Raw genomic sequence first — 18,610 nt, 5'->3', positions numbered from 1 at the left:
TCCCCGCCGATGGTGGACCAGGGCGCCGAGGCCGGGTCCGGCGGGTACCACAGCCCCTCCCGGGCCACCCGCTCGCGCAGGTCGGCGTTGATCACCCCGGGCTGGACGGTCGCGGTCTGCTGCACCGGGTCGACCTCCAGCACCCGGTCCATGCGCTCGAAGGAGACCACCACCCACCCCTGCGCGGCGTTGGCGCCCCCGGACAGCCCCGTCCCGGCCCCGCGCGCGACCACCGGCACCCCCGCGCCCGCNCGGCGGTGTGGCGGGGCCGCCCCACCGCGGCCGGGCGGCCGTAGGGCGCCCACTCGGCCTCGTCGTGTGCCATGCCCTCCATGATCCCGGGGTCGGTCACCACCTGCTCGGCGCCGATCGCCTCCGCCAACTCCTGGGCCTCCCCGGGCATGGGCACACTCCTTCGCCACGGCCGCCGCACCGGTCGCGACGACGCTGGCCGCAGCGTAACGGGCACCCCCGCCCCTTCCGGCGTGCAGGTCCCCCCAGGTCCGGGGCGCCGGTGTTAGCTTGGGGCCACTTCCAGGGCCGAGGGAGGGCGCATGGGCACGATCGTGGTCACCGGAGCCAGGGGCACACTGGGCCGACCCGTGGCCGAGCTGCTGCGCGGCAACGGCCACCAGGTCCGCCCGGCCGGCCGCCACCCGGCCGAGGAAGGCGAGCCCGCGGTGGACCTGCGCACCGGCCAGGGCCTGGACCAGGTGTTGCAGGGCGCCGACACCGTCGTGCACTGCGCCTCCTCCCGATCCCGCGCCGACATCCCCGCGGCCCGCCACCTCATCGCGGCCGCCCGCGCCGCCGGGGTGGGCCACCTGGTCCACATCTCCATCGTGGGCTGCGACCGGGTCCCGCTGGGCTACTACCGCACCAAGCACGTGGTGGAGCAGGCCCTGCTCGCCTCCGACCTGGGGGTGAGCGTTGTACGCACCACCCAGTTCCACGACCTGGTGCGGCTGCTGTGCCGGCGCAGCGCCCAACTGCCGGTGATGGCCCTGCCCGACATCGACGTGCAACCGGTCGCTGTGGCCGAGGTGGCCGCGCGCCTGGCCAAACTCGCCACCGGGCCCCCGCAGGGCCGGGTCGCCGACATGGGCGGGCCGCTGGTGCAGCCCTTGACCGAGCTGGCCCGCCAGTACCTGGACTCGGTGGGCTCGCAGCGCCGTACCACCCCGGTGCGCCTTCCCGGGGCGGTCTTCGCCGCCTACCGGCGCGGGCAACACCTGGCCCCCGACCGCAAGGTGGGTTCGCAGACCTTCGCCGAGTTCTGTGCCCTGGGCACCGACGGCTACCGGGGCCGCTACTGACCCCGAAAACTGCATGCTGGGCCCATGGACGCCGACACCACACCCCACCAGCGCCACCGCGCCCTGATCCGCCTCACCCAACGCCACGCCACCGGCGAGCACCGCACCCGCTGGAGCCAGACCGGCCTGCCCCTGCCCCCCACCGCAGGTGCAACGCCCACACACCGCAGGAGGCCCAACCATGCCGCTGGATGCACTGCACCGGGCCCGCCACCAGGGCCTGACCGCGCAACAGGCCGCCACCGCACACCCGCCCCAGGACGCCCGCGCCGCCCTGTACCTGGCGCTGTGGGCCCACGCCGACGGCCACCCCGACCCGGCCCGCGAGCACGCACCTGGCCCGGCGCCTGGACCCCCACAGCGAATTCGCCCGCCTGCTGCCCCACCACCTGCAGCGCGAACACACCGGCGTCTACGACGCCCCCGAGGCCTTCGGCGCCTTCATCCGCGGCGGCGGCAACGTCGAGCTCTACCGGCGCGCCTCACGCGCCCTGACCCGCATCCTCGACGAACACACCCCGCGCACCCTGCTGGACGTGGGCCCCGGCGACGGCCTGGCCCTGCTGCCCGCCCTCAACGACGCCACCGGACCCGCCCCGCACGTGGACCTGGTCGAACCCAGCACCGCCCTGCTCGAGCAGGCCACCGACGCCCTGCAGGCACAGGGCATCGCCCACCGCGCCCACAACACCACCGCCGAGGACCTGCTCACCACCCACCCCGACCAGCGCTGGGACCTGGCCCAGTCCACCTTCGCCCTGCAGTCACTGCCCCCGCACGAGCGCGGCCCCGTCCTGCACGCCCTGGCCCAGCGCACCCGCCACCTGTCCGTGGTCGAGTTCGACGTCGCCCACGTACCCGACCCCTTCGACCCGCACTGGTTCGACTCCTGCCTGCAGCGCCTCGAACGCGGCCTGCGCGAGTACGAGAACGAGCGCGACCTGGTCGGGACCGGCTTCATCCTGCCCGTGGTCCTGGGCCACTTCGCCACCCACACCCGCACCAACCACGAACACTCCGTCCAGGACTGGGCCCACGACCTCGAGCAGGCCGGCTTCACCCACGTGCGCACCCACCACCTGTGCGACTACTGGTGGGAAGGGGCCTGGCTCCTGCGCGCCCAAGGCCGCCACACCGGGTGAGGCGGGGCCCTCACCGGCTCATGCGCCGGAACCGGACCACCGCCAAGGGCACGAACACCAACAACAGCACCGCGGGCCAGGCCAGGGCCACCCCCACCGCGTGCTCGGCCATCCACCCCTGCCCCGCGCCACCCGGGTTGCCGAACAGCTCCCGCGCCGCCACCACCGTGGCCGAGAGCGGGTTCCACTCGGCCACCGGCACCAACCACCCCGGCATCGTGTGCACCGGAACGAAGGTCTCGGCCACCATCGCCAACGGAAACACCAACGAGAAGAACTTCATCGCCGCCTCGGGGCTACGCACCACCAACCCCAACCAGATCCCGACCCAGGTGAAGGCCAACCGCAACCACAACAACAACCCCAACCCCGCCAGCGCCGCCCAGAGCCCGTTGTGCCACTGCCACCCGATCAGCCGGCCCATGAGCACCAGCACCGCCAGGTCCACCAGCGCCGAGACCACATCGGCCACACTGCGCCCGGCCAACAGCGCCGAGGGCGCCATCGGCAGGGTCCGGAACCGGTCCACCACCCCGCGCCCCACATCGGTGACCACCGCGATCGTGGTGTTGCCGATCCCGAACGCCATCGTCAACGCGAACAGCCCCGGCATGAGGAACCCGCGGTAGTTGCCGCCCTCCCCCAGCACCTCACCCATCGCCTCACCGAAGACGAACCCGAACAACAGCACCGCCAGCACCGGGATCAACAGGGTGCCCACGACCTCGTCGGGCTTGCGCACCAGGTGCGACAGGTACCGGCCCGCCACCACCCCGGTGTCGACCACCATCCACCGCGCCCGCTCCATCGCCCCGGGCACGGGCCGCTCGGCCACCGCCTCACCCATCACGGTCCTCCTCACCCGTCAGGCTCAAGAACACCTCGTCCAGACCGGGGCGGCGCAACGCCACGTCCTCGACCACCAACCCGGCCTCGTCCAGGGCCCGCACCACCTCGGCCAACCCCAGCGCCCCCTCACCGGCCGGAACACTCACCCGCGCCTGATCGGCCTCCACCCGCGGCGCCACACCGGCCGCCCGGCCCAACACCTCCTCGGCCAGGGCCAGGTCCTCCGGTTCCACGACCACCTCCACACGCCCGCCGCCGATGCGCTCCTTCAACCGTTCCGGGCTGCCCTGGGCCACCACACGCCCCGCGCGCACCACCGAGACACGGTCGGCCAACCGGTCGGCCTCCTCCAGGTACTGCGTGGTCAGCACCACCGTGGTGCCGCGCCCCACCAGCTCACGCACCGCCTCCCACACCCGGGCACGGCTGCGCGGATCCAACCCCGTGGTCGGCTCGTCCAGGAACAACACCACCGGATCGGCCACCAACGCCGCCGCCAGGTCCAACCGGCGCCGCATCCCGCCCGAGTACTGGCGCACCGCACACTCGGCCGCCCCCGTCAGGCCGAAGTGCTCCAACAACTCCTGCGCACGCCGGCGCGAACGCGCCCGCCCCAGGTGCGACAGGCGCGCGAACATCTCCAGGTTGCGGCGCCCGCTCAACGCCTCGTCCACCGCCGCGTACTGGCCCACGAACCCGATACGCGAACGCACCCAGCGCGCATGCCGGTCCACCCGGCGCCCGTCCAACCACACCCGGCCCGCGTCGAAACGCACCAGGGTCGCCATCACCCGCACCGCCGTGGTCTTGCCCGCACCGTTGGGGGCCCAGCAGGGCGTGCACCGTGCCCGCCTGCACCTGCAGGTCGAACCCGTCCAGGGCCGCACGCCCGCCCCCGTAGACCTTGCGCACACCCTCGGCCCGGATCACCGTGCTCACCACGACACCTCCGCACACGCACCGTCCCCGGGCACACCCCCGGCCGCGGACCCGGCCAGAGTGACCTCGCTCGCCCGTCCCAACGCGATCCGGGCGATGTTGTGCACCGACTCGCTGCCCGGGGCGTAATAGGAGCAGTGGCCGCCGATCGGCCCGGTCGCAAAACGCACCGCACCGAAACCCCTGCGCAGCGGCGAAGGCCCGTGCCCCAACCCGCCCACACGCCCGCGCGGGAAGAACCGGATCCAGTCCCGCTCACCCAGCGCCGCCCACAACCGCCCCGAGTACCCCAACTCCTCCACCGAGGCCCCGCCCATGCCCGGGCTGCCCAGCACCACTCAGTCGTGCACCCGCCCCTGGGCCAGCGCCAGACCGCACACCACCGCCCCGTAACTGTGCCCGACCAGCGTGATGTGGGCACCGGCCGGCAGCGCGTGCGTCAACCGGACCAGATCCGGGGCCCCGCGCTCGGCCGGGCCCCTCAGCGAGGCCTCCACGAACCCGTTGGGGGTGGCATAACCCAGCCACACCACCACCGCGAAACGCCCCCGCGGCGCGAGGTGATCCATCGTGCGAAGCAACCCCACCCCGTTGACCCGCGGACGGGTACGCCGACCCGGATCGAAGTAGTTGCCCAGATGGTTGTCGTTGCCCGGCACCAGCACCACCACATCCTCACCGGTGGCCACCTCACCCAGCACCTCCACGATCCGGCCCGGTCCCTCGGTGCACCGGGCCAGCAGCCGCAGCCCCTGCCAGGTGTGTTCCCGGTAGGTCAACGGGGCCAGCCCCGGTCCCTGCGGCGCGGCCGTGATCATGGTTGCGGTTCTCCCCGTGGTCGGACCCCCGGGTGCGGGGGCACTGAGCACCATCACTGATCACGCTAGAGACGGGCCCGGCCGAACTCGATCGCGCTGCCACCCCGGCTCACTTGCACCCCGGCCCACCACCGACGGTGGTGCCACCACCACCGCAGCTGCCACGACCTGCCCCGACACCGGCCCCCGCGCAGGGGCGCCCACCCCACCTCGACCGCCCCGCACCATGGCCGGGACCGGCCACCGACCAGGCACCCCTCACCCGCGGTTCAGGCCCACCAACCCCGAGTCGTAGGCAGCGATGACCGCCTGCGTACGATCGCGCACACCGAGCTTGGCCAAGATGCTGGACACATGCGTCTTGACCGTCTCCACCCCCAAGAACACCTCGCCCGCGATCTCGGTGTTGGACAACCCCCGCGCCATGAGCACCAACACCTGCGCCTCGCGCTCACTCAACGCCGCCACCGCCCGCGCCCGGGGCCCGTCCGCGCCCGCGTGCACCTGGGCCAGCGCGCGGATCGCCGACGGAAACAGCAACGACTCACCCGCGTGCACCACACGCACGGCCGCCAAGATGTCCTCGGGCCGGCTGCGCTTGAGTACGAACCCCTGCGCTCCGGCCCGCAACGCCCCGTAGACGTACTGGTCGCTGTCGAAGGTCGTCACCACGATCACCTTCGGCGGGACAGGGGCGCGCATCAGCGCCCGCGTGGCCTCGATCCCGTCCAGGCGCGGCATCCGCACATCCATGAGCACCACATCCGGGACGCACCGGGCCACCACACCCGCGACCTGCGCCCCGTCCTCGGCCTCGCCCACCACCTCCATGTCGGGCTCAGCACCCACCAGCGCCGCCAACCCCGCCCTGACCAAGGGCTCGTCGTCGACCAGCACCACCCGCACCACGGCACTCACCCCTCGACACCTTCGATACGCACTCGCAGAGACCACCAACCGTCCTGGGCGCCGTACTCCAAGCGGCCCCCGAGCAACCGCACACGCTCGGCCGCCCCCTCCAGCCCGTGCCCGCCCCGGCGCGCACCCGCACCCGCACCCACCGGGTTGGCCACCTGCACCCGCGCCGCACCACCCTCGACCTGGACCCACAACCGGACCGGCCCGCCGGGGGCACCGTGGCGCAACGCGTTGGTCAGCCCCTCCTGGCAGATCCGGTACAGCTCACGCGAGAGGACCGGCGCCAGTTCCCCGACCGGCCCCTGCACCACACACTCCACCTCGGCCCCGCCGGCCCGGGCCGCCCGAACCAAGTGCTCCACATCCGTCAGGGCCGGCTCGGGCGCCCGCCCCGCACGCTCCTGACGCAACAGGCCCAGCACATGGTCCAACTCCCCGGTGGCCGTGCGCGCCTGCTCGGCGATGGCCTCCAACGCCGCACGCGCAAAGGCCGGATCCTGCTCCAGCACCCGCGCCGCCGCACCGGCCTGCAACGCCACCACCGACAACGCGTGCCCGATCGAGTCGTGCAATTCCGCGGCCAGTCGGTTGCGCTCGGCCAACTCATCGGCCCGGCGGCTCACCTGCGCCAACCGCTCCGAGACCGAGGGGCCGAGCAACAGCGGCCCCACCCGGGCCGCGCCCGCGCCCACAGCCGCCACCACCAGCACGAAGACCACAACCAGCACCAACCCGGCCACGGGGGTCAGTACCCGAGCCACCGCCCCCGGCACCTGCGGCAGGGACACCGGCACGGCCGTCAGTACCGCCACCGGGCCGGCCGGGGCGCCGGTCACCGCCACCAGCGCCAGCGTCGCCGCGTCGGTGAGCACCACCATCGTGGCCACCGCCACCACGAACCCCACCACGAAGTGCAGGGCCAACGCCCCGCCCGAACGCACCCGCTCCCTCGGGCCGGCCCGCCCACCGCCCGGGTCGGGCACCTGTTCCATCGGCCCCCGCAACAGCGCACGCCCCACCTGCACCTGCTGGGCCCGCACCCCCGGCAACAACCCCGTGCCCCCCACCAGAGACACAGACGCCACCGCAACCACGATGAGCACACCCGCCGACCACGCGCCCGGCCCCCACCGCGTCACCAGCGTCACCACCACCAGCACAGCCAGGCAGTAGGGCACGAACAACACCCCGCCCAACACCAGGTGCACCCAGCGCGTGTAGGTCTCGCCCCTGACCAACGGCCTCAGAGCCCGCCTCCCAATGCCCATGCCCCAGATCCTGGCACGGGCCCGCACCCACCCGCCTCCCTCTCGCGGGGGAGCACGAACCCACCCCAGAGGGAAGCGCGTCGGGCACCCACCACGCCAGGCTCGAAGACACACCGCAACACCGAAGCGAGCGCACCGAGAAGGGACCCGCCATGACAGCGCAACCGGCCCCCACACCCCCCAGCCCGCACCGAACCTTGCACCACCGGGCCGGCCGGGCCGGTGCCCTGGCCGCCCTGGCCTGGTCGGCCGCCACCGCCCTGCTCGCGCTGCTCTGGGCCACAGGCACGCTCACCCTGCCACGCACCAGCCCCGGGCAGGCCCTGCGCACCGGCGACCTGCTCACCCTGCTGCCACCACCCACCAGCACCGCCGCCGTCCTGGCCCTGGGCGCCGCCGGAACGGCCCTGGCCACCGCCCTGCTGTGGGGCCTGCGCACACACCGCAACGCACCCCTGCGCACCGGCGCCGCCGGGGGCTGGATCCTGGCCGCGGTGTTGGCCCTGGTTCTGGTCCACGGCGGCCTGCTGCCCGTCCTGGGTTACCTGCCCGTTCTGCTCCTGGCCGGCTGGGCCGTGCCCGGGCTCTGGGCCGCGGCCGCACAGACCTTCACCGCCCCCGAAACCTTCCTGCTGGCGCACTTCCTGCTCGGAGCCCTGCTATGGACGTGCACCGCACTGTGGGCCACCCGCACCCACCGCCAAACCTGCACCCGCTGCGGACGCGGCCCCCACTGGAGCCCCGAACACGAACACACCACCCGCGAGCGCGCCCGACGCACCGGACGCTGGGCCGTAGGCATCGCCATCGCCTCCGCCCTGGCCTACCCCGCCCTGCGCATCCCCTGGATCTTCGGCTACTACCCCGACTTCACCGCTGAGCAGGCCCAACAACTGGCCTCCACCGAAGGCACCACCGTCATCGGCCTGGGCCTGGCCGCAGCCTGCCTGGCCGGCGCCGCCCTCATGCTCGGCCTGGTCCAGACCTGGGGAACGCGCCTGCCCACCTGGCTGCCCCGACTTGGCGCACGCCCCGTCCCCATCAGCCTGGCTGTGGTACCGGCCACCGTCGTGGCCCTGGCCCTGTTCGGCCTGGGACGCGCCACCGTCATGACACTGCTGCTGACCAGCCAGAGCCAGGCCCCGCTGCACGAGACCGCCTTCGCCCTGATGGCCCTGTGGGGCACGGCACTGGCCGTGGCCACCTGCGCCTACGCCCTACGCCGACGCGGCGTGTGCCCCGCCTGCGGCCGCGGCCTGGCCCAGGGCACACCCGCCCCGGCCTGAGCTCGGTGCGGGCCCCACCACCGGGCCCCGCACCGAACACCCCCGGGCACACCCCCTTGTGCCATCCTGACCCCATGGCCGCGCACCCGATCACCCTGCACATCCCACCGGAGCTGCGTTTCTTCCTGCCACCGCGCCACCGCGAGCACCGGGTGCGCCTGCCCCACGATGCCGACGCCACCCTCGGTCACACCATCCAGTCCCTGGGCATCCCCCTCACCGAGGTCGGCCGCCTCCAGGCCGGCGACCGCGCCCTGGCCCCCGACCACCGCCCCACCCCCGGCGCCACCATCGACCTGCACACCCACACCTGGCCCCAGGACGCACCCACCGACCCGCCCCGCCTGCTCCTGGACGTGCACCTGGGCACCCTGGCCCGCCGCCTGCGCCTGCTGGGCGTGGACACCGCCTACGACAACGACCGCGACGACCCCTCCCTGCTCACCCAGGCCAACGCCGAACAGCGCATCCTGCTCACCCGCGACCGCGGACTCCTCTTCCGCCGCGCCCTGCACACCGGCGCGCACGTGCGCGCCGAGCACCCCGACGCCCAACTCGACGAGGTCCTGGCCCGCTTCGCCCCGCCCCTGCACCCCTGGACCCGCTGCCCCGTCTGCAACGGGCTGCTGCGTCCGGTGGCCCCCGAACACGTGGCCCACCGGCTCGAGCCCGGGACCCTGGCCACCTACGACACCTTCGCCCAGTGCACCGGCTGCGAGCGCCTCTACTGGCCCGGGGCCCACCACGAGAACCTGCGCGAGATCGTGCGCCGGGCCCGCACCCAAACCCCCGACCCGCCGTGAGGACACCGACCGTGTTGCCCACCCCCGCCCACCCGGCCGACGCCACCGCACTGACCGAGCTGCGCGAGGCCTGCGCACGCTGGCAACAGCAGCGCGGAATCGACCAGTGGAGCCCCGGAGAGCTCTCCCTCGCCACCTTCGCCGACCAGATCGACCGCCGGCAGTGGTGGGTCCTGCGCGACGGCCACACCGTGCAGGCGGCCGTGCGCCTGCTCGACGAGGACCCGCACATCTGGCCCGAGGAACCCGCCGGCGGCGCCCTGTACGTGCACGGGCTCATGGCCGACCGCACCCGCGCCGGCCGCGGCACCGGAGGGCGCCTGCTCACCTGGGCCGAGGAGCGGGCGCGCGAACGCGGCCTGCACACCGTGCGCCTGGACTGCGTGGCGCACAACCACGCCCTGCGCAGCTACTACGAACACCGCGGTTACCTGCGGCGCGCAACCCACGACTTCGGTCCCGACTCGGCCCTGCACCCGGTCATGCGCTACGAAAAACCCCTCGATCCCCGGTGACCCCGTGTGGCGCGCCCCGACCGAACGCCCCAGGGCTCACAGCCAGTCGCTGACCCCGCGCAACAGGCGCCCGAACAACCACGCCCGACGCGGGTCCCGGCCGACCCCACCCGTGCTGGGCCCGGCACTCACGACCGCTCACCCGGCCACGGCAACCCCCTGACCAGCCAAAACCCGTTCAGCAAAGCGCGATGCGATCACCCGGTGGGCCTCGGTTCCAGGGTGCAACCTGTCCGGCAACGGCCACCGCTCGTGGTCCCGGCGCCCGAAGAGCTCGCACCCGTCCACGTAGAACAGCTGCCCGTCACGCTCGCGGCGCTGGGCCACCACCCGCGCCAACTCCCGGCGCACCACCTGCAGCGTCAACCGCCCCGCGGCGACCTCGGCCGGATCCCCCGTCGAACAGAAGCGCACCTGCCCCCGGGCCAGCGCCCCGGTGTCGAAGGCGCCCGGCCCCGGGGTCTGCTCATGGATGGGGCACCACAGGGGCGAGACGACCACCAACGGCGCATCGGGGTGGCCCCGGCGCACCTGGTCCAGGAACCCGTGCACGGCCGGGGCGAAGGCGCGCACCCGCATCAGGTCGGCGTTGACCACGTTGATCCCCAGCTCCAGGCTGACCACATCGGCCGGGACCTCGGCCAGCGACTGCGCCACAAAGGGGTCCAACAGCGCACTGCCGCTGTAGCCGGTGTTGACCAGCTCGACCCCGGCCTCGTTCGCGGCACGCACCGGCCACGCCCCCGTGGGCGTCTGGGCGTTGGAGCCCTGACTGATGGAACTGCCGTGGTGCAGCCACACCCGCCGTCCCTCACCGGCCGGCAGCGCCTCCACGGGGGCGTCGGCGCGCAGCGCGAGGAGTTCGCAGCCCTCGTTGTGCGGCAACCAGATCCGCACCTCCTTGTCCCCCTCACCCAGCCCGTCCAGGCGCAGCGTGCCCACCGGGCCGGCCACGTGCTCGACCGACCCGGTGGCCATGTCGATGCGCTCCTCCTCGGCGCCCGCGAGGGAGCCGGAGGCCACCACCCGGCCGCCGACCTGGGCCTCATACACCCCCGGCGGGCGCGCGGGCACGCCCACATACACCCGGCGCGAGGCGAGTGCGTCCAGCTCGACGACCCGGGCCCGGGTGCGCAGGGCCAGATGCACGCCCGAGGGGTGGGACTGGGCCAGGAGCATCTGCGCGTCGGCGTGGCGCTCGCGGGCCCAGGCCGGCAGGCGGTGCGGGCGCAGGCCACCCCGCTCGGTGGGCTCCACCTCCAGAGCGCCCCGGACCAGGTCGGGGGTCAGGGGTGTGGTGGTCAAGGCAGGCATCGTCGTCCTCGTTCTCTCGTGCACGCCGCAGCAGGCCGGCCGCGGCGACCGGCCGAGCCTAGCCCCACAGAACCCGCGCGCACCAGCGTGTTTCCCACCGCGTACTGTCACTGCCCGTCCCTAAGCTGCCCGCATGAGCCCACGCACCGTCGCCCAGAAGATGGGTGTGCGCCCCGGCAGCCGGGCGCATCTGGCCCACGCCCCCACCCACGCAATCCACGCCCTGGACCTGCCCGAGCTGGAACGCCCCGACCACCTCGAGGGCACCTTCGACTACCTGCACCTGTTCACCACCACCCAGGAGCACCTGCGCACCCACTCCCCCCTCCTGCGCGAGCACCTGGCCCGGGGCGGCATGCTCTGGGTGTCCTGGCCCAAGGGCGGGCGCCTGGGCACCGATCTGACCATGAAGTCGGTGATCGAGATCGGCTACGACCTGGCCATGGTCGAGAGCACCTGCCTGCGCGTGGACCACACCTGGGCCGCCCTGAAGTTCACCCACCCCAGACCGGGCAAGATCTACCGCAACAGCTACGGGGCCCTGCCCTGGCAGCGCCCCGGCCCCACGTGAACCCCCGGTCCGCCCCGCGTGGTGCGCCCGTACGAGGTGGGGAGAGTCCGCCCACACCGGTCGACGAGACGGGACGTTTCGTCGCGTTCACTTCTCGCTGCGTGCCACGATGTCTCCATGAGCGCTCACATGACCCAGGAACAACGCGAACAACGCACCAACGCCGCACGCGAAGCCGCCCTGTCCTCGGCCCGCGAGCTGGGCCTGAACCCCACAGAACCCGCCGTCCTGCACGATCTGTTCTCCGTCGTCGTGCACCTGGCACCCGAACCCGTCGTGGCCCGCATCCCCACCGTCCTGCCGCCCGGCACCGACCCGCGCCAGGTCGCCGCCCGCCAACAGCACGAACTCGACGTCGCCCAGTGGCTGCACGAACAGGGCACACCCGTCGTCGCGCCCTCACCCCTGGTACCCCGCGAACCCATGCTGCACGACGGGTTCTCCCTCACCTTCTGGCAGTACGTCGACCAGGCCCCGGGCGCCGAACCCGACTACGCCGCCAACGCCGCGCACACACCCGCCCTGCACCGGGCCCTGCGCGACTACCCCGGCGACCTGGACTTCCTCGCAGCCGCCGACGCCGCCTCACTGACCAGCGACCTGGACCGCCTGCACCAGCACCCCGACCTCATCGAAGCCCACGACCTCGAACGCGCCCAGAAGGAATGGCACCTCCTGGAGCCCCTGGTCACCTCCCGCCACAGGTTCGAACAGGCCTTCCCCCACACCCCGCTGCAGCCTGTGCACGGCGACTCCCCACCCGCCAACATCTTCACCAGCACCAGCGGCCCTCTCTACGCCGACTTCGAACTGGTCAGCCTCGGACCCGTCGAATGGGACCTGGGCGGGCTGCCCGACGAACTCGTCCAGGCCTACAACGACAGCGCCCGCGACCAGGGCATGGCCGAGGCCGACCCCGACGTTCTGGCCTTCGTCAACGCCGTCGGCAAACTACGTGTCATCGCCACCCTGGCGCTGGTCCCGCAACTGCCCGTGCTCGCCGACTACCTCACCCCGGCCGTGCAGGAATGGAAGAAGGGCCCCTTCGCCGGCGGCCTGCACCTGTGAGGCGCACCGAACCACCGCCCGCGGCCCCGGCCACCACACCAGGGCCGCACCCGTGCGCAGCGGTGCGCGTCACAACCCCGCCGTGCACCACCCGCCCGGGCCACCCGGTACGTTCACGGTGCACGCCCCCGTCCCGACCTGACGCCTGGAGAAGCCGTTGCCCACCCGCGCCTCCCAGCTCCTCGACCGGCCCCTGACCCTGGGATCGGCCAAGATCCCCAACCGCCTGGCCATGGCCCCCATGACCCGCATGCACTCCCCCGGCGGCATCCCCGGACCCGACGTGGCCGCCTACTACGCCCGCCGCGCTGCCGCCGGAACCGGCCTGATCATCACCGAGGGCACCTACGTGGGCCACCCCAGCGCCGGTGAGAGCGACAATGTCCCCCGCTTCACCGGAACCGAACAGCTCCAGGGGTGGGGCCGCGTCGCCGACGAGGTGCACGCCGCCGGCGCCGCGATCATGCCCCAGCTCTGGCACATCGGCATCCAGCGCACCGCCGGGTCCCCGCCCTTCCCCGACGCCCCCTCCGTGGGCCCCTCCGGCATCGCCCTGGACGGCACCACCGGCGCCGGAACCACGCTCACGCTCGCCGACATCGACGCCCTCATCGCCTCCTTCGCCGAAGCCGCCGCACACGCCGAACACCTGGGCTTCGACGGGGTGGAACTGCACGGCGCCCACGGCTACCTCATCGACCAGTTCCTGTGGGAGCGCACCAACCAGCGCACCGACACCTACGGCGGCGACCCCCTCTCACGCACCCGCTTCGCCGCCGACATCGTCGAGGCCGTACGCGAGAAGGTCTCCGCCGACTTCCCCGTCCTGCTGCGCTTCTCCCAGTGGAAGGCCGGCAACTACGACGCCCAGATCGCACCCACCCCGCAGGAACTGGACACCGTCCTGACCCCCTTGGCCCGCGCCGGCGTCACCGCTTTCCACGCCTCCGGCCGCCGCTACTGGGAGCCCGCCTTCCCCGAATCCGACCCGGGCCTGAACATCGCCGGGTGGGCCAAGAAGGTCACCGGCCTGCCCGCCATCACCGTCGGCTCGGTGGGCCTGGACGGCGTCTTCGCCCCCGACCGGCTGGGCCGCAGCGCCCAGGTCACCGGCATCGACACCCTCCTGGACCGCCTGGAGGCCGAGGAGTTCGACATGGTGGCCGTGGGCCGTGCCCTGCTGGCCGACCCCGCCTGGGCCCAGAAGGTCCTGACCGGCCGCGGCGACGACCTGATCGCCTACACCAAGGACGCTGTGCGCACCCTGCACTGAACACACCGCGGGGGCGGACCCGACGAGCCCGCCCCCGCTCTGAACTGCGAGTTCAATCCTGCACGAACTCGGCCAGGTACTGACCCGTCAACGTTGAAGCCTCGCAGACCAACTCCGCCGGGCTGCCCTCGAAGACCACACGCCCGCCCTCGTGGCCCGCGCCCGGCCCCAGGTCGATCAGGTGGTCGGCCCGCGCCATCACCGCCAGGTGGTGCTCCACGACCACCACCGAGGTGCCCGAGTCCACCAACCGGTCCAGCATCGCCGTCAACTGCTCCACATCGGCCGGGTGCAACCCGTTGGTCGGCTCGTCCAACACATACACCCCACCCGGCTCGGCCATGTGCGCAGCCAGCTTCACCCGCTGCAACTCACCGCCCGAGAGCGTGCTCATCGGCTGGCCCAGACCCACATAACCCAGACCGACCTCGTGCAGGCGCCCCAGGATCCGCGCCGCCGCCGGCACCCGGGCCTCACCTTCGGAGAAGAACCCCAGGGCGCGCTCCACCGACATCTGCAACACCTGGCTGATGTCGAAACCGCCCAGCCGGTGCTCGAGCACCGAGGCCTCGAACCGCCGACCCCCGCACTCCTCGCACGTGGTCGTCACCCCCGCCATCATCCCCAGGTCGGTCTGGACCACCCCCGCACCCCTGCAGTTGGGGCAGGCACCCTCGGAGTTGGCGCTGAACAGCGACGCCTTGACCCCGTTGGCCTTGGCGAAGGCCTTACGGATGGGCTCCAACAACCCCGTGTACGTGGCCGGGCTGGAACGCCGCGACCCCCGGATCGGGCTCTGATCGATACAGACCACACCCTCACCCGCCGGGACCGAGGCGTGCACCAGCGAACTCTTGCCCGACCCCGCCACCCCGGTGACCACCACCAACACCCCCAACGGGATGTCCACATCCACCGACCGCAGGTTGTGCGCCGAGGCCCCGCGCACCTGCAACACCCCCGTGGGCCCGCGCACCTGCTCCTTGAGCTGCGCGCGGTCGTCCAGGTGCCGGCCCGTCACCGTCTCACTGGCGCGCAACCTCTGCACGCTGCCCTCGAAACAGACCAGGCCCCCGTCACTGCCCGCACCCGGACCCAGGTCCACCACGTGGTCGGCGACCTGGATCGTCTCCGGCTCGTGCTCGACAACCAGCACCGTGTTGCCCTTGTCCCGCAACCGCAGCAACAACTCGTTCATCCGCGCCACGTCGTGCGGGTGCAACCCCGCCGTGGGCTCGTCGAAGACATAGGTGACATCGGTCAGTGACGAACCCAAGTGCCGGATCATCTTCGCCCGCTGGGCCTCACCGCCCGACAACGTGCCCGCCGCACGGTCCAACGACAAATACCCCAACCCGATCTGCACGAACGAGTCCAACGTGTCCACCAATGCCCCCACCAGAGGGCCCACCGACGGCTCACGCCCACCCAGCGCCCGCACCCACACGGCCAGATCACTGACCTGCATCGCACACACCTCGGCGATGTTGAGCCCACCGATACGCGCCGACCGCGCCGCCTGGCTCAACCGGGTACCGCCGCACTCACCACACTCGGTGAAGGTCACCGCACGGTCCACGAACGCCCTGATGTGCGGCTGCATCGCCTCACGCTCCTTGGCCAGGAACGACTTGCGCACCCGCAGCACCAGACCCTCATAGGTCATGTTGACCCCGTTGATGCGCCGCTTGACCGGCTCGCAGTACAAGAAGTCGTGCAACTCCTGCTCGGAGAACTCCCGCACCGGTTTGTCGCCATCCACCAGCCCCGACTCGGCGAACAGACGCACCGACCAGCCGCCCGCCTTGTACCCGGGCACCGTGATCGCACCCTCGTTCAAGGACTTGTCGGCCTCGTACAACTGCGAGGCATCCACATCCGCGACCTGCCCGCGCCCCTCACAGAACGGGCACATGCCCCCGGCCCGAGTGAAGGTCACGTGCTCACGCGGAGCCGCCGAGGCCCGCTCGACCGTGAAGGACCCGCTCGCACGCACCGAGGCCACGTTGAACGAGAACGCGTTGGGCGAACCGATGTGCGGCTCACCCAGCCGGCTGAACAAGATCCGCAGCATCGCATTGACATCGGTGGCCGTACCCACCGTCGAACGCGGATCGGCGCCCATCGGCTTCTGATCGACGATGATCGCGGTGGTCAGTCCCTCCAACACATCCACCTGCGGGCGCGCCGAGGCGGGCATGAACGTCTGCAGGAACGCGCTGTAGGTCTCGTTCACCAACCGCTGCGACTCCGCAGCCACCGTGTCGAAGACCAGCGAACTCTTCCCCGAGCCGGACACACCGGTGAAGACCGTCAACCGCCGCTTGGGCAGCACCACGTCCAACCCCTGCAGGTTGTTCTCCCGCGCCCCCAACACACGGATCTGCTCGTGGCTGTCGGCCACATGCACCGGCCCCGGTGCCTGCGCCGCCGTGTCCTGCCGCATCGTCCGCCCCTTCCCGCGCCCCGGCCGGTGCGCGCCGCTTCGCTCACCTGCCCGATCCAACCACCCGCCTGCGACAGGCGCGCCCATGCCGTGGCCAAGCCCCGCCCATCACCCTGCCCGGGACAGCACCGGGCCCGCCCCCGAACGCAGGGAGCGGGCCCGAACACGATCGGTCCCCGACCGCAGCAGCTGCTCAGACGTTCTTGCGCCGCCCCAACAGATACATGCCGGCCACACCGGCCAGCAGCCCCACGGCCGTGCCGCCCAGCGCCCACACCCACGACGCGGTTCCCGCACCGCCCTCCTCGAAGTCGGGCACCGCGGCCGGGTCACCGTAGGTGCCCTGGCGCTCCACGGTCGAACCGTCCTGCCACCCGTTGCCCATGTCGCAGTGCACACGGTCGCGCGCAGTGACCACGTCCTCACCCCCCAGACTCATGTCCAGGCTCTCGGCACCCGCGGTCACGTCCTCGGCCCGTTCCTGGTCGGGCATACGGATGCCCCACTCGTCCTTGGTGCGCTCCTCCACGTCATCGACCATGTACGAACCCAGATCCAGGGCCTCCATCGCCCACTCGTTGCTGAACCCCGTCAAGGCCTGGCGCCCCTGGTCCCGGTCACCGGACTCGAAGGCCTCCAGGGCCTGCTCCTCGACCTCGTCGATGTCCTGCAGCATCTGCGCCTCGAACCCTTCGAAGGCGTCGGTGACCTCCCCGAGGAAGGCCTCGGGACGCTCGCACGTGTAGTACATCAGGCGCTTGAACGTGCGCACCGGGTACTGGGTGGCCTCCAGGTGGGCGTAGTCGGGGTCGACGTAGGTGGCGGCCGATCCCGAGGTCAGGTACCGGTGCTGGCTGTACTCGGGCGGGATCTCCTCGGCGCCGATGTGCCAGGGGATGAAGGGAGCGGTGACCGCGGCGGTGGGGGCCACCCACAACGTGGCCAGATCCGGGTCGGCCAGGTCCTGCTGCAACTCGGCGACCTGCCCGTAACCGGCCCGGTCGTCGGACCAGCGCGGGTCGCGGACCATGCGCTGCATGTCCTGCAACGACATCGGCGCCATCTCCTGCAGCTCCTCCTCCAACCGCGGCGGGTACCGGAAGGGCGCCTCCCCGTCCTCACCGGGCGGCCCGGGAAAAGGCGTGCCGTAGACCTGCTGCAGGTCGATGGTCTGCTCGCCCTCGGCATCGAACCAGCCCTGCTCCTCGGCGAAGCTCACCAGGTTCTGCGAGCCCATGAAGTCGCTGTCGTCGTCGCGATCGACCGGGAAGTCCTGGATGTAGCCGGGATAAGACACCCGCACCTCGTCCGAGCCCAGGCGTTCGGCCGCCCACAGGCCCTGGCCGCCGGCGTACTCCACCAGCACCCACCCCTCGTCCTGGTCGGCGAACAGGTGGGAGTTGCCGCCGTAGGTGGTGTAGCCGTACTCGTCGATGAGCCCGCCCACGATCTCCACGGCCTCGCGGGCGCTGGTGGCCCGTTCCATGGCCAGGCGCGACAGGTCGCTGTACTGGGGCCCCTCCTGCGGGGTGGGGGGCATCTCCACCAGCTCCTCACGGGAGTCGGACCAGATGTCGCGCGCGGCCACCTGGTGCTCGTTGAGGCCGCCGTTGGTCAACGGGGCCGGGAACCCGGAGAACTCCGAGTAGTTCATGGTGATGTACTTGGCGGTGTGCTCGACCTGCGGGATCTCGGTGAGCTCGCCGGGGATGTCGGCCTCCTCGGTGGCCCCGACCTGCACAGTGGCGTCCTCGGGGTGGTCCTGGGCCTCGACGATCTCCAACCAGTGGCTTGAGGGTTCGTGCCCGAACCCGCCCAGCAGCACCGAACCGTCCTGGGTCAGATCCTTGCCGACGTAGAAACCGATGCTCTTGTCGGAGTTGGCGGGCCCCTCCCGGGGCGGGGCGCCGGCCCCGGCCGACCGGTCCTGGCCCTGGTCGCCGGATTCCTCGGCCTGGACCGGGGCCAGCGGGGCCAAGGCCAGCAGCAGCGCCACAGCGGCCGCACCGGTCCTGGCGCCGGCGGGGGACGGGACCTGCGCGGCGCGGCCGGCGACAGGCTCTGGCAAGGGAAAAGTCCTCATG

General features: G+C 72.4%; 14 protein-coding genes and 3 pseudogenes. 8 read left to right on the top strand and 9 right to left on the bottom strand.

The window, feature by feature from the left end; translation table 11 throughout:
* A pseudogene (locus D474_RS30715) lies at nucleotides 1-403 on the bottom strand (FAD-binding oxidoreductase); the annotation flags it as partial.
* Nucleotides 404-554: 151 nt separating this feature from the next.
* On the opposite strand from D474_RS30715, the gene D474_RS0100570 reads away from it, so the two are divergent.
* Together D474_RS0100570 and D474_RS33070 are read left to right on the top strand one after the other, a co-directional pair.
* The gene (locus D474_RS0100570) at nucleotides 555-1,316 is read left to right on the top strand and encodes an SDR family oxidoreductase (protein ID WP_017611657.1); all 762 of its coding nucleotides are present in this window, start codon (nucleotides 555-557) and stop codon (nucleotides 1,314-1,316) included.
* A gap of 335 nt (nucleotides 1,317-1,651) precedes the next feature.
* Nucleotides 1,652-2,458 (top strand): class I SAM-dependent methyltransferase, encoded by an 807-nt coding sequence (locus D474_RS33070; RefSeq protein WP_338045261.1) that lies wholly within the window; start codon nucleotides 1,652-1,654, stop codon nucleotides 2,456-2,458.
* Between the two features lie 10 nt (nucleotides 2,459-2,468).
* Here the strand turns inward: D474_RS33070 and D474_RS0100560 are convergent, their stop codons facing one another.
* From D474_RS0100560 to D474_RS0100540, 5 genes and pseudogenes are all read right to left on the bottom strand, one after another.
* Nucleotides 2,469-3,305 (bottom strand): ABC transporter permease, encoded by an 837-nt coding sequence (locus D474_RS0100560; protein WP_017611655.1) that lies wholly within the window; start codon nucleotides 3,303-3,305, stop codon nucleotides 2,469-2,471.
* Nucleotides 3,298-4,246, bottom strand: a pseudogene (locus tag D474_RS27195) (ATP-binding cassette domain-containing protein). The gene D474_RS0100560 and the pseudogene D474_RS27195 overlap by 8 nt, the downstream one beginning before the upstream one ends.
* Nucleotides 4,243-5,064 (bottom strand): annotated as a pseudogene (locus D474_RS27190) (alpha/beta hydrolase). The pseudogenes D474_RS27195 and D474_RS27190 overlap by 4 nt, the downstream one beginning before the upstream one ends.
* A 258-nt stretch (nucleotides 5,065-5,322) precedes the next feature.
* A complete protein-coding gene (locus D474_RS0100545; RefSeq protein WP_026118047.1) occupies nucleotides 5,323-5,973 on the bottom strand; it encodes a response regulator in 651 nt (216 codons plus the stop codon).
* A gap of 5 nt (nucleotides 5,974-5,978) precedes the next feature.
* Complete coding sequence (locus tag D474_RS0100540; RefSeq protein WP_017611650.1) at nucleotides 5,979-7,250, bottom strand: sensor histidine kinase; 1,272 nt, start codon at nucleotides 7,248-7,250, stop codon at nucleotides 5,979-5,981.
* 152 nt (nucleotides 7,251-7,402) lie between these two features.
* Between D474_RS0100540 and D474_RS27180 the strand changes: the two genes are divergently transcribed.
* From D474_RS27180 to D474_RS0100525, 3 genes are all read left to right on the top strand, one after another.
* Complete coding sequence (locus tag D474_RS27180) at nucleotides 7,403-8,536, top strand: hypothetical protein (protein ID WP_152476540.1); 1,134 nt, start codon at nucleotides 7,403-7,405, stop codon at nucleotides 8,534-8,536.
* A gap of 74 nt (nucleotides 8,537-8,610) precedes the next feature.
* Nucleotides 8,611-9,339 carry a Mut7-C RNAse domain-containing protein gene (locus D474_RS0100530; protein WP_017611648.1) on the top strand — a complete coding sequence of 243 codons (729 nt, stop codon included), beginning with the start codon at nucleotides 8,611-8,613 and terminating at the stop codon, nucleotides 9,337-9,339.
* A gap of 11 nt (nucleotides 9,340-9,350) precedes the next feature.
* On the top strand, nucleotides 9,351-9,854 hold the full coding sequence (locus D474_RS0100525) for a GNAT family N-acetyltransferase (RefSeq protein WP_017611647.1): 504 nt from the start codon (nucleotides 9,351-9,353) through the stop codon (nucleotides 9,852-9,854).
* Nucleotides 9,855-9,992: 138 nt separating this feature from the next.
* On the opposite strand, the gene D474_RS0100520 is transcribed toward D474_RS0100525, so the two are convergent.
* A complete protein-coding gene (locus D474_RS0100520) occupies nucleotides 9,993-11,168 on the bottom strand; it encodes a GDSL-type esterase/lipase family protein (RefSeq protein ID WP_017611646.1) in 1,176 nt (391 codons plus the stop codon).
* A 133-nt stretch (nucleotides 11,169-11,301) separates the two neighbouring features.
* On the opposite strand from D474_RS0100520, the gene D474_RS0100515 reads away from it, so the two are divergent.
* From D474_RS0100515 to D474_RS0100505, 3 genes are all read left to right on the top strand, one after another.
* Nucleotides 11,302-11,739, top strand: coding sequence for a hypothetical protein (locus D474_RS0100515; protein ID WP_040702842.1), 438 nt, complete (start codon nucleotides 11,302-11,304; stop codon nucleotides 11,737-11,739).
* 117 nt (nucleotides 11,740-11,856) lie between these two features.
* Nucleotides 11,857-12,807 carry an aminoglycoside phosphotransferase family protein gene (locus D474_RS0100510; protein WP_026118046.1) on the top strand — a complete coding sequence of 317 codons (951 nt, stop codon included), beginning with the start codon at nucleotides 11,857-11,859 and terminating at the stop codon, nucleotides 12,805-12,807.
* Nucleotides 12,808-12,964: 157 nt separating this feature from the next.
* Nucleotides 12,965-14,080, top strand: coding sequence for an NADH:flavin oxidoreductase (locus D474_RS0100505; protein ID WP_017611643.1), 1,116 nt, complete (start codon nucleotides 12,965-12,967; stop codon nucleotides 14,078-14,080).
* A gap of 52 nt (nucleotides 14,081-14,132) precedes the next feature.
* Here the strand turns inward: D474_RS0100505 and D474_RS0100500 are convergent, their stop codons facing one another.
* Nucleotides 14,133-16,526 carry an ATP-binding cassette domain-containing protein gene (locus tag D474_RS0100500; RefSeq protein ID WP_017611642.1) on the bottom strand — a complete coding sequence of 798 codons (2,394 nt, stop codon included), beginning with the start codon at nucleotides 16,524-16,526 and terminating at the stop codon, nucleotides 14,133-14,135.
* Between the two features lie 193 nt (nucleotides 16,527-16,719).
* Nucleotides 16,720-18,594 carry a C69 family dipeptidase gene (locus D474_RS0100495; protein WP_239646966.1) on the bottom strand — a complete coding sequence of 625 codons (1,875 nt, stop codon included), beginning with the start codon at nucleotides 18,592-18,594 and terminating at the stop codon, nucleotides 16,720-16,722.
* Nucleotides 18,595-18,610: the final 16 nt, after the last annotated feature.

The sequence above is a fragment of the Nocardiopsis salina YIM 90010 genome, assembly GCF_000341025.1.
In the GTDB taxonomy this organism is placed as follows: Bacteria; Actinomycetota; Actinomycetes; order Streptosporangiales; family Streptosporangiaceae; genus Nocardiopsis; species Nocardiopsis salina.
This window is presented reverse-complemented; position numbering and strand designations above follow the sequence as displayed.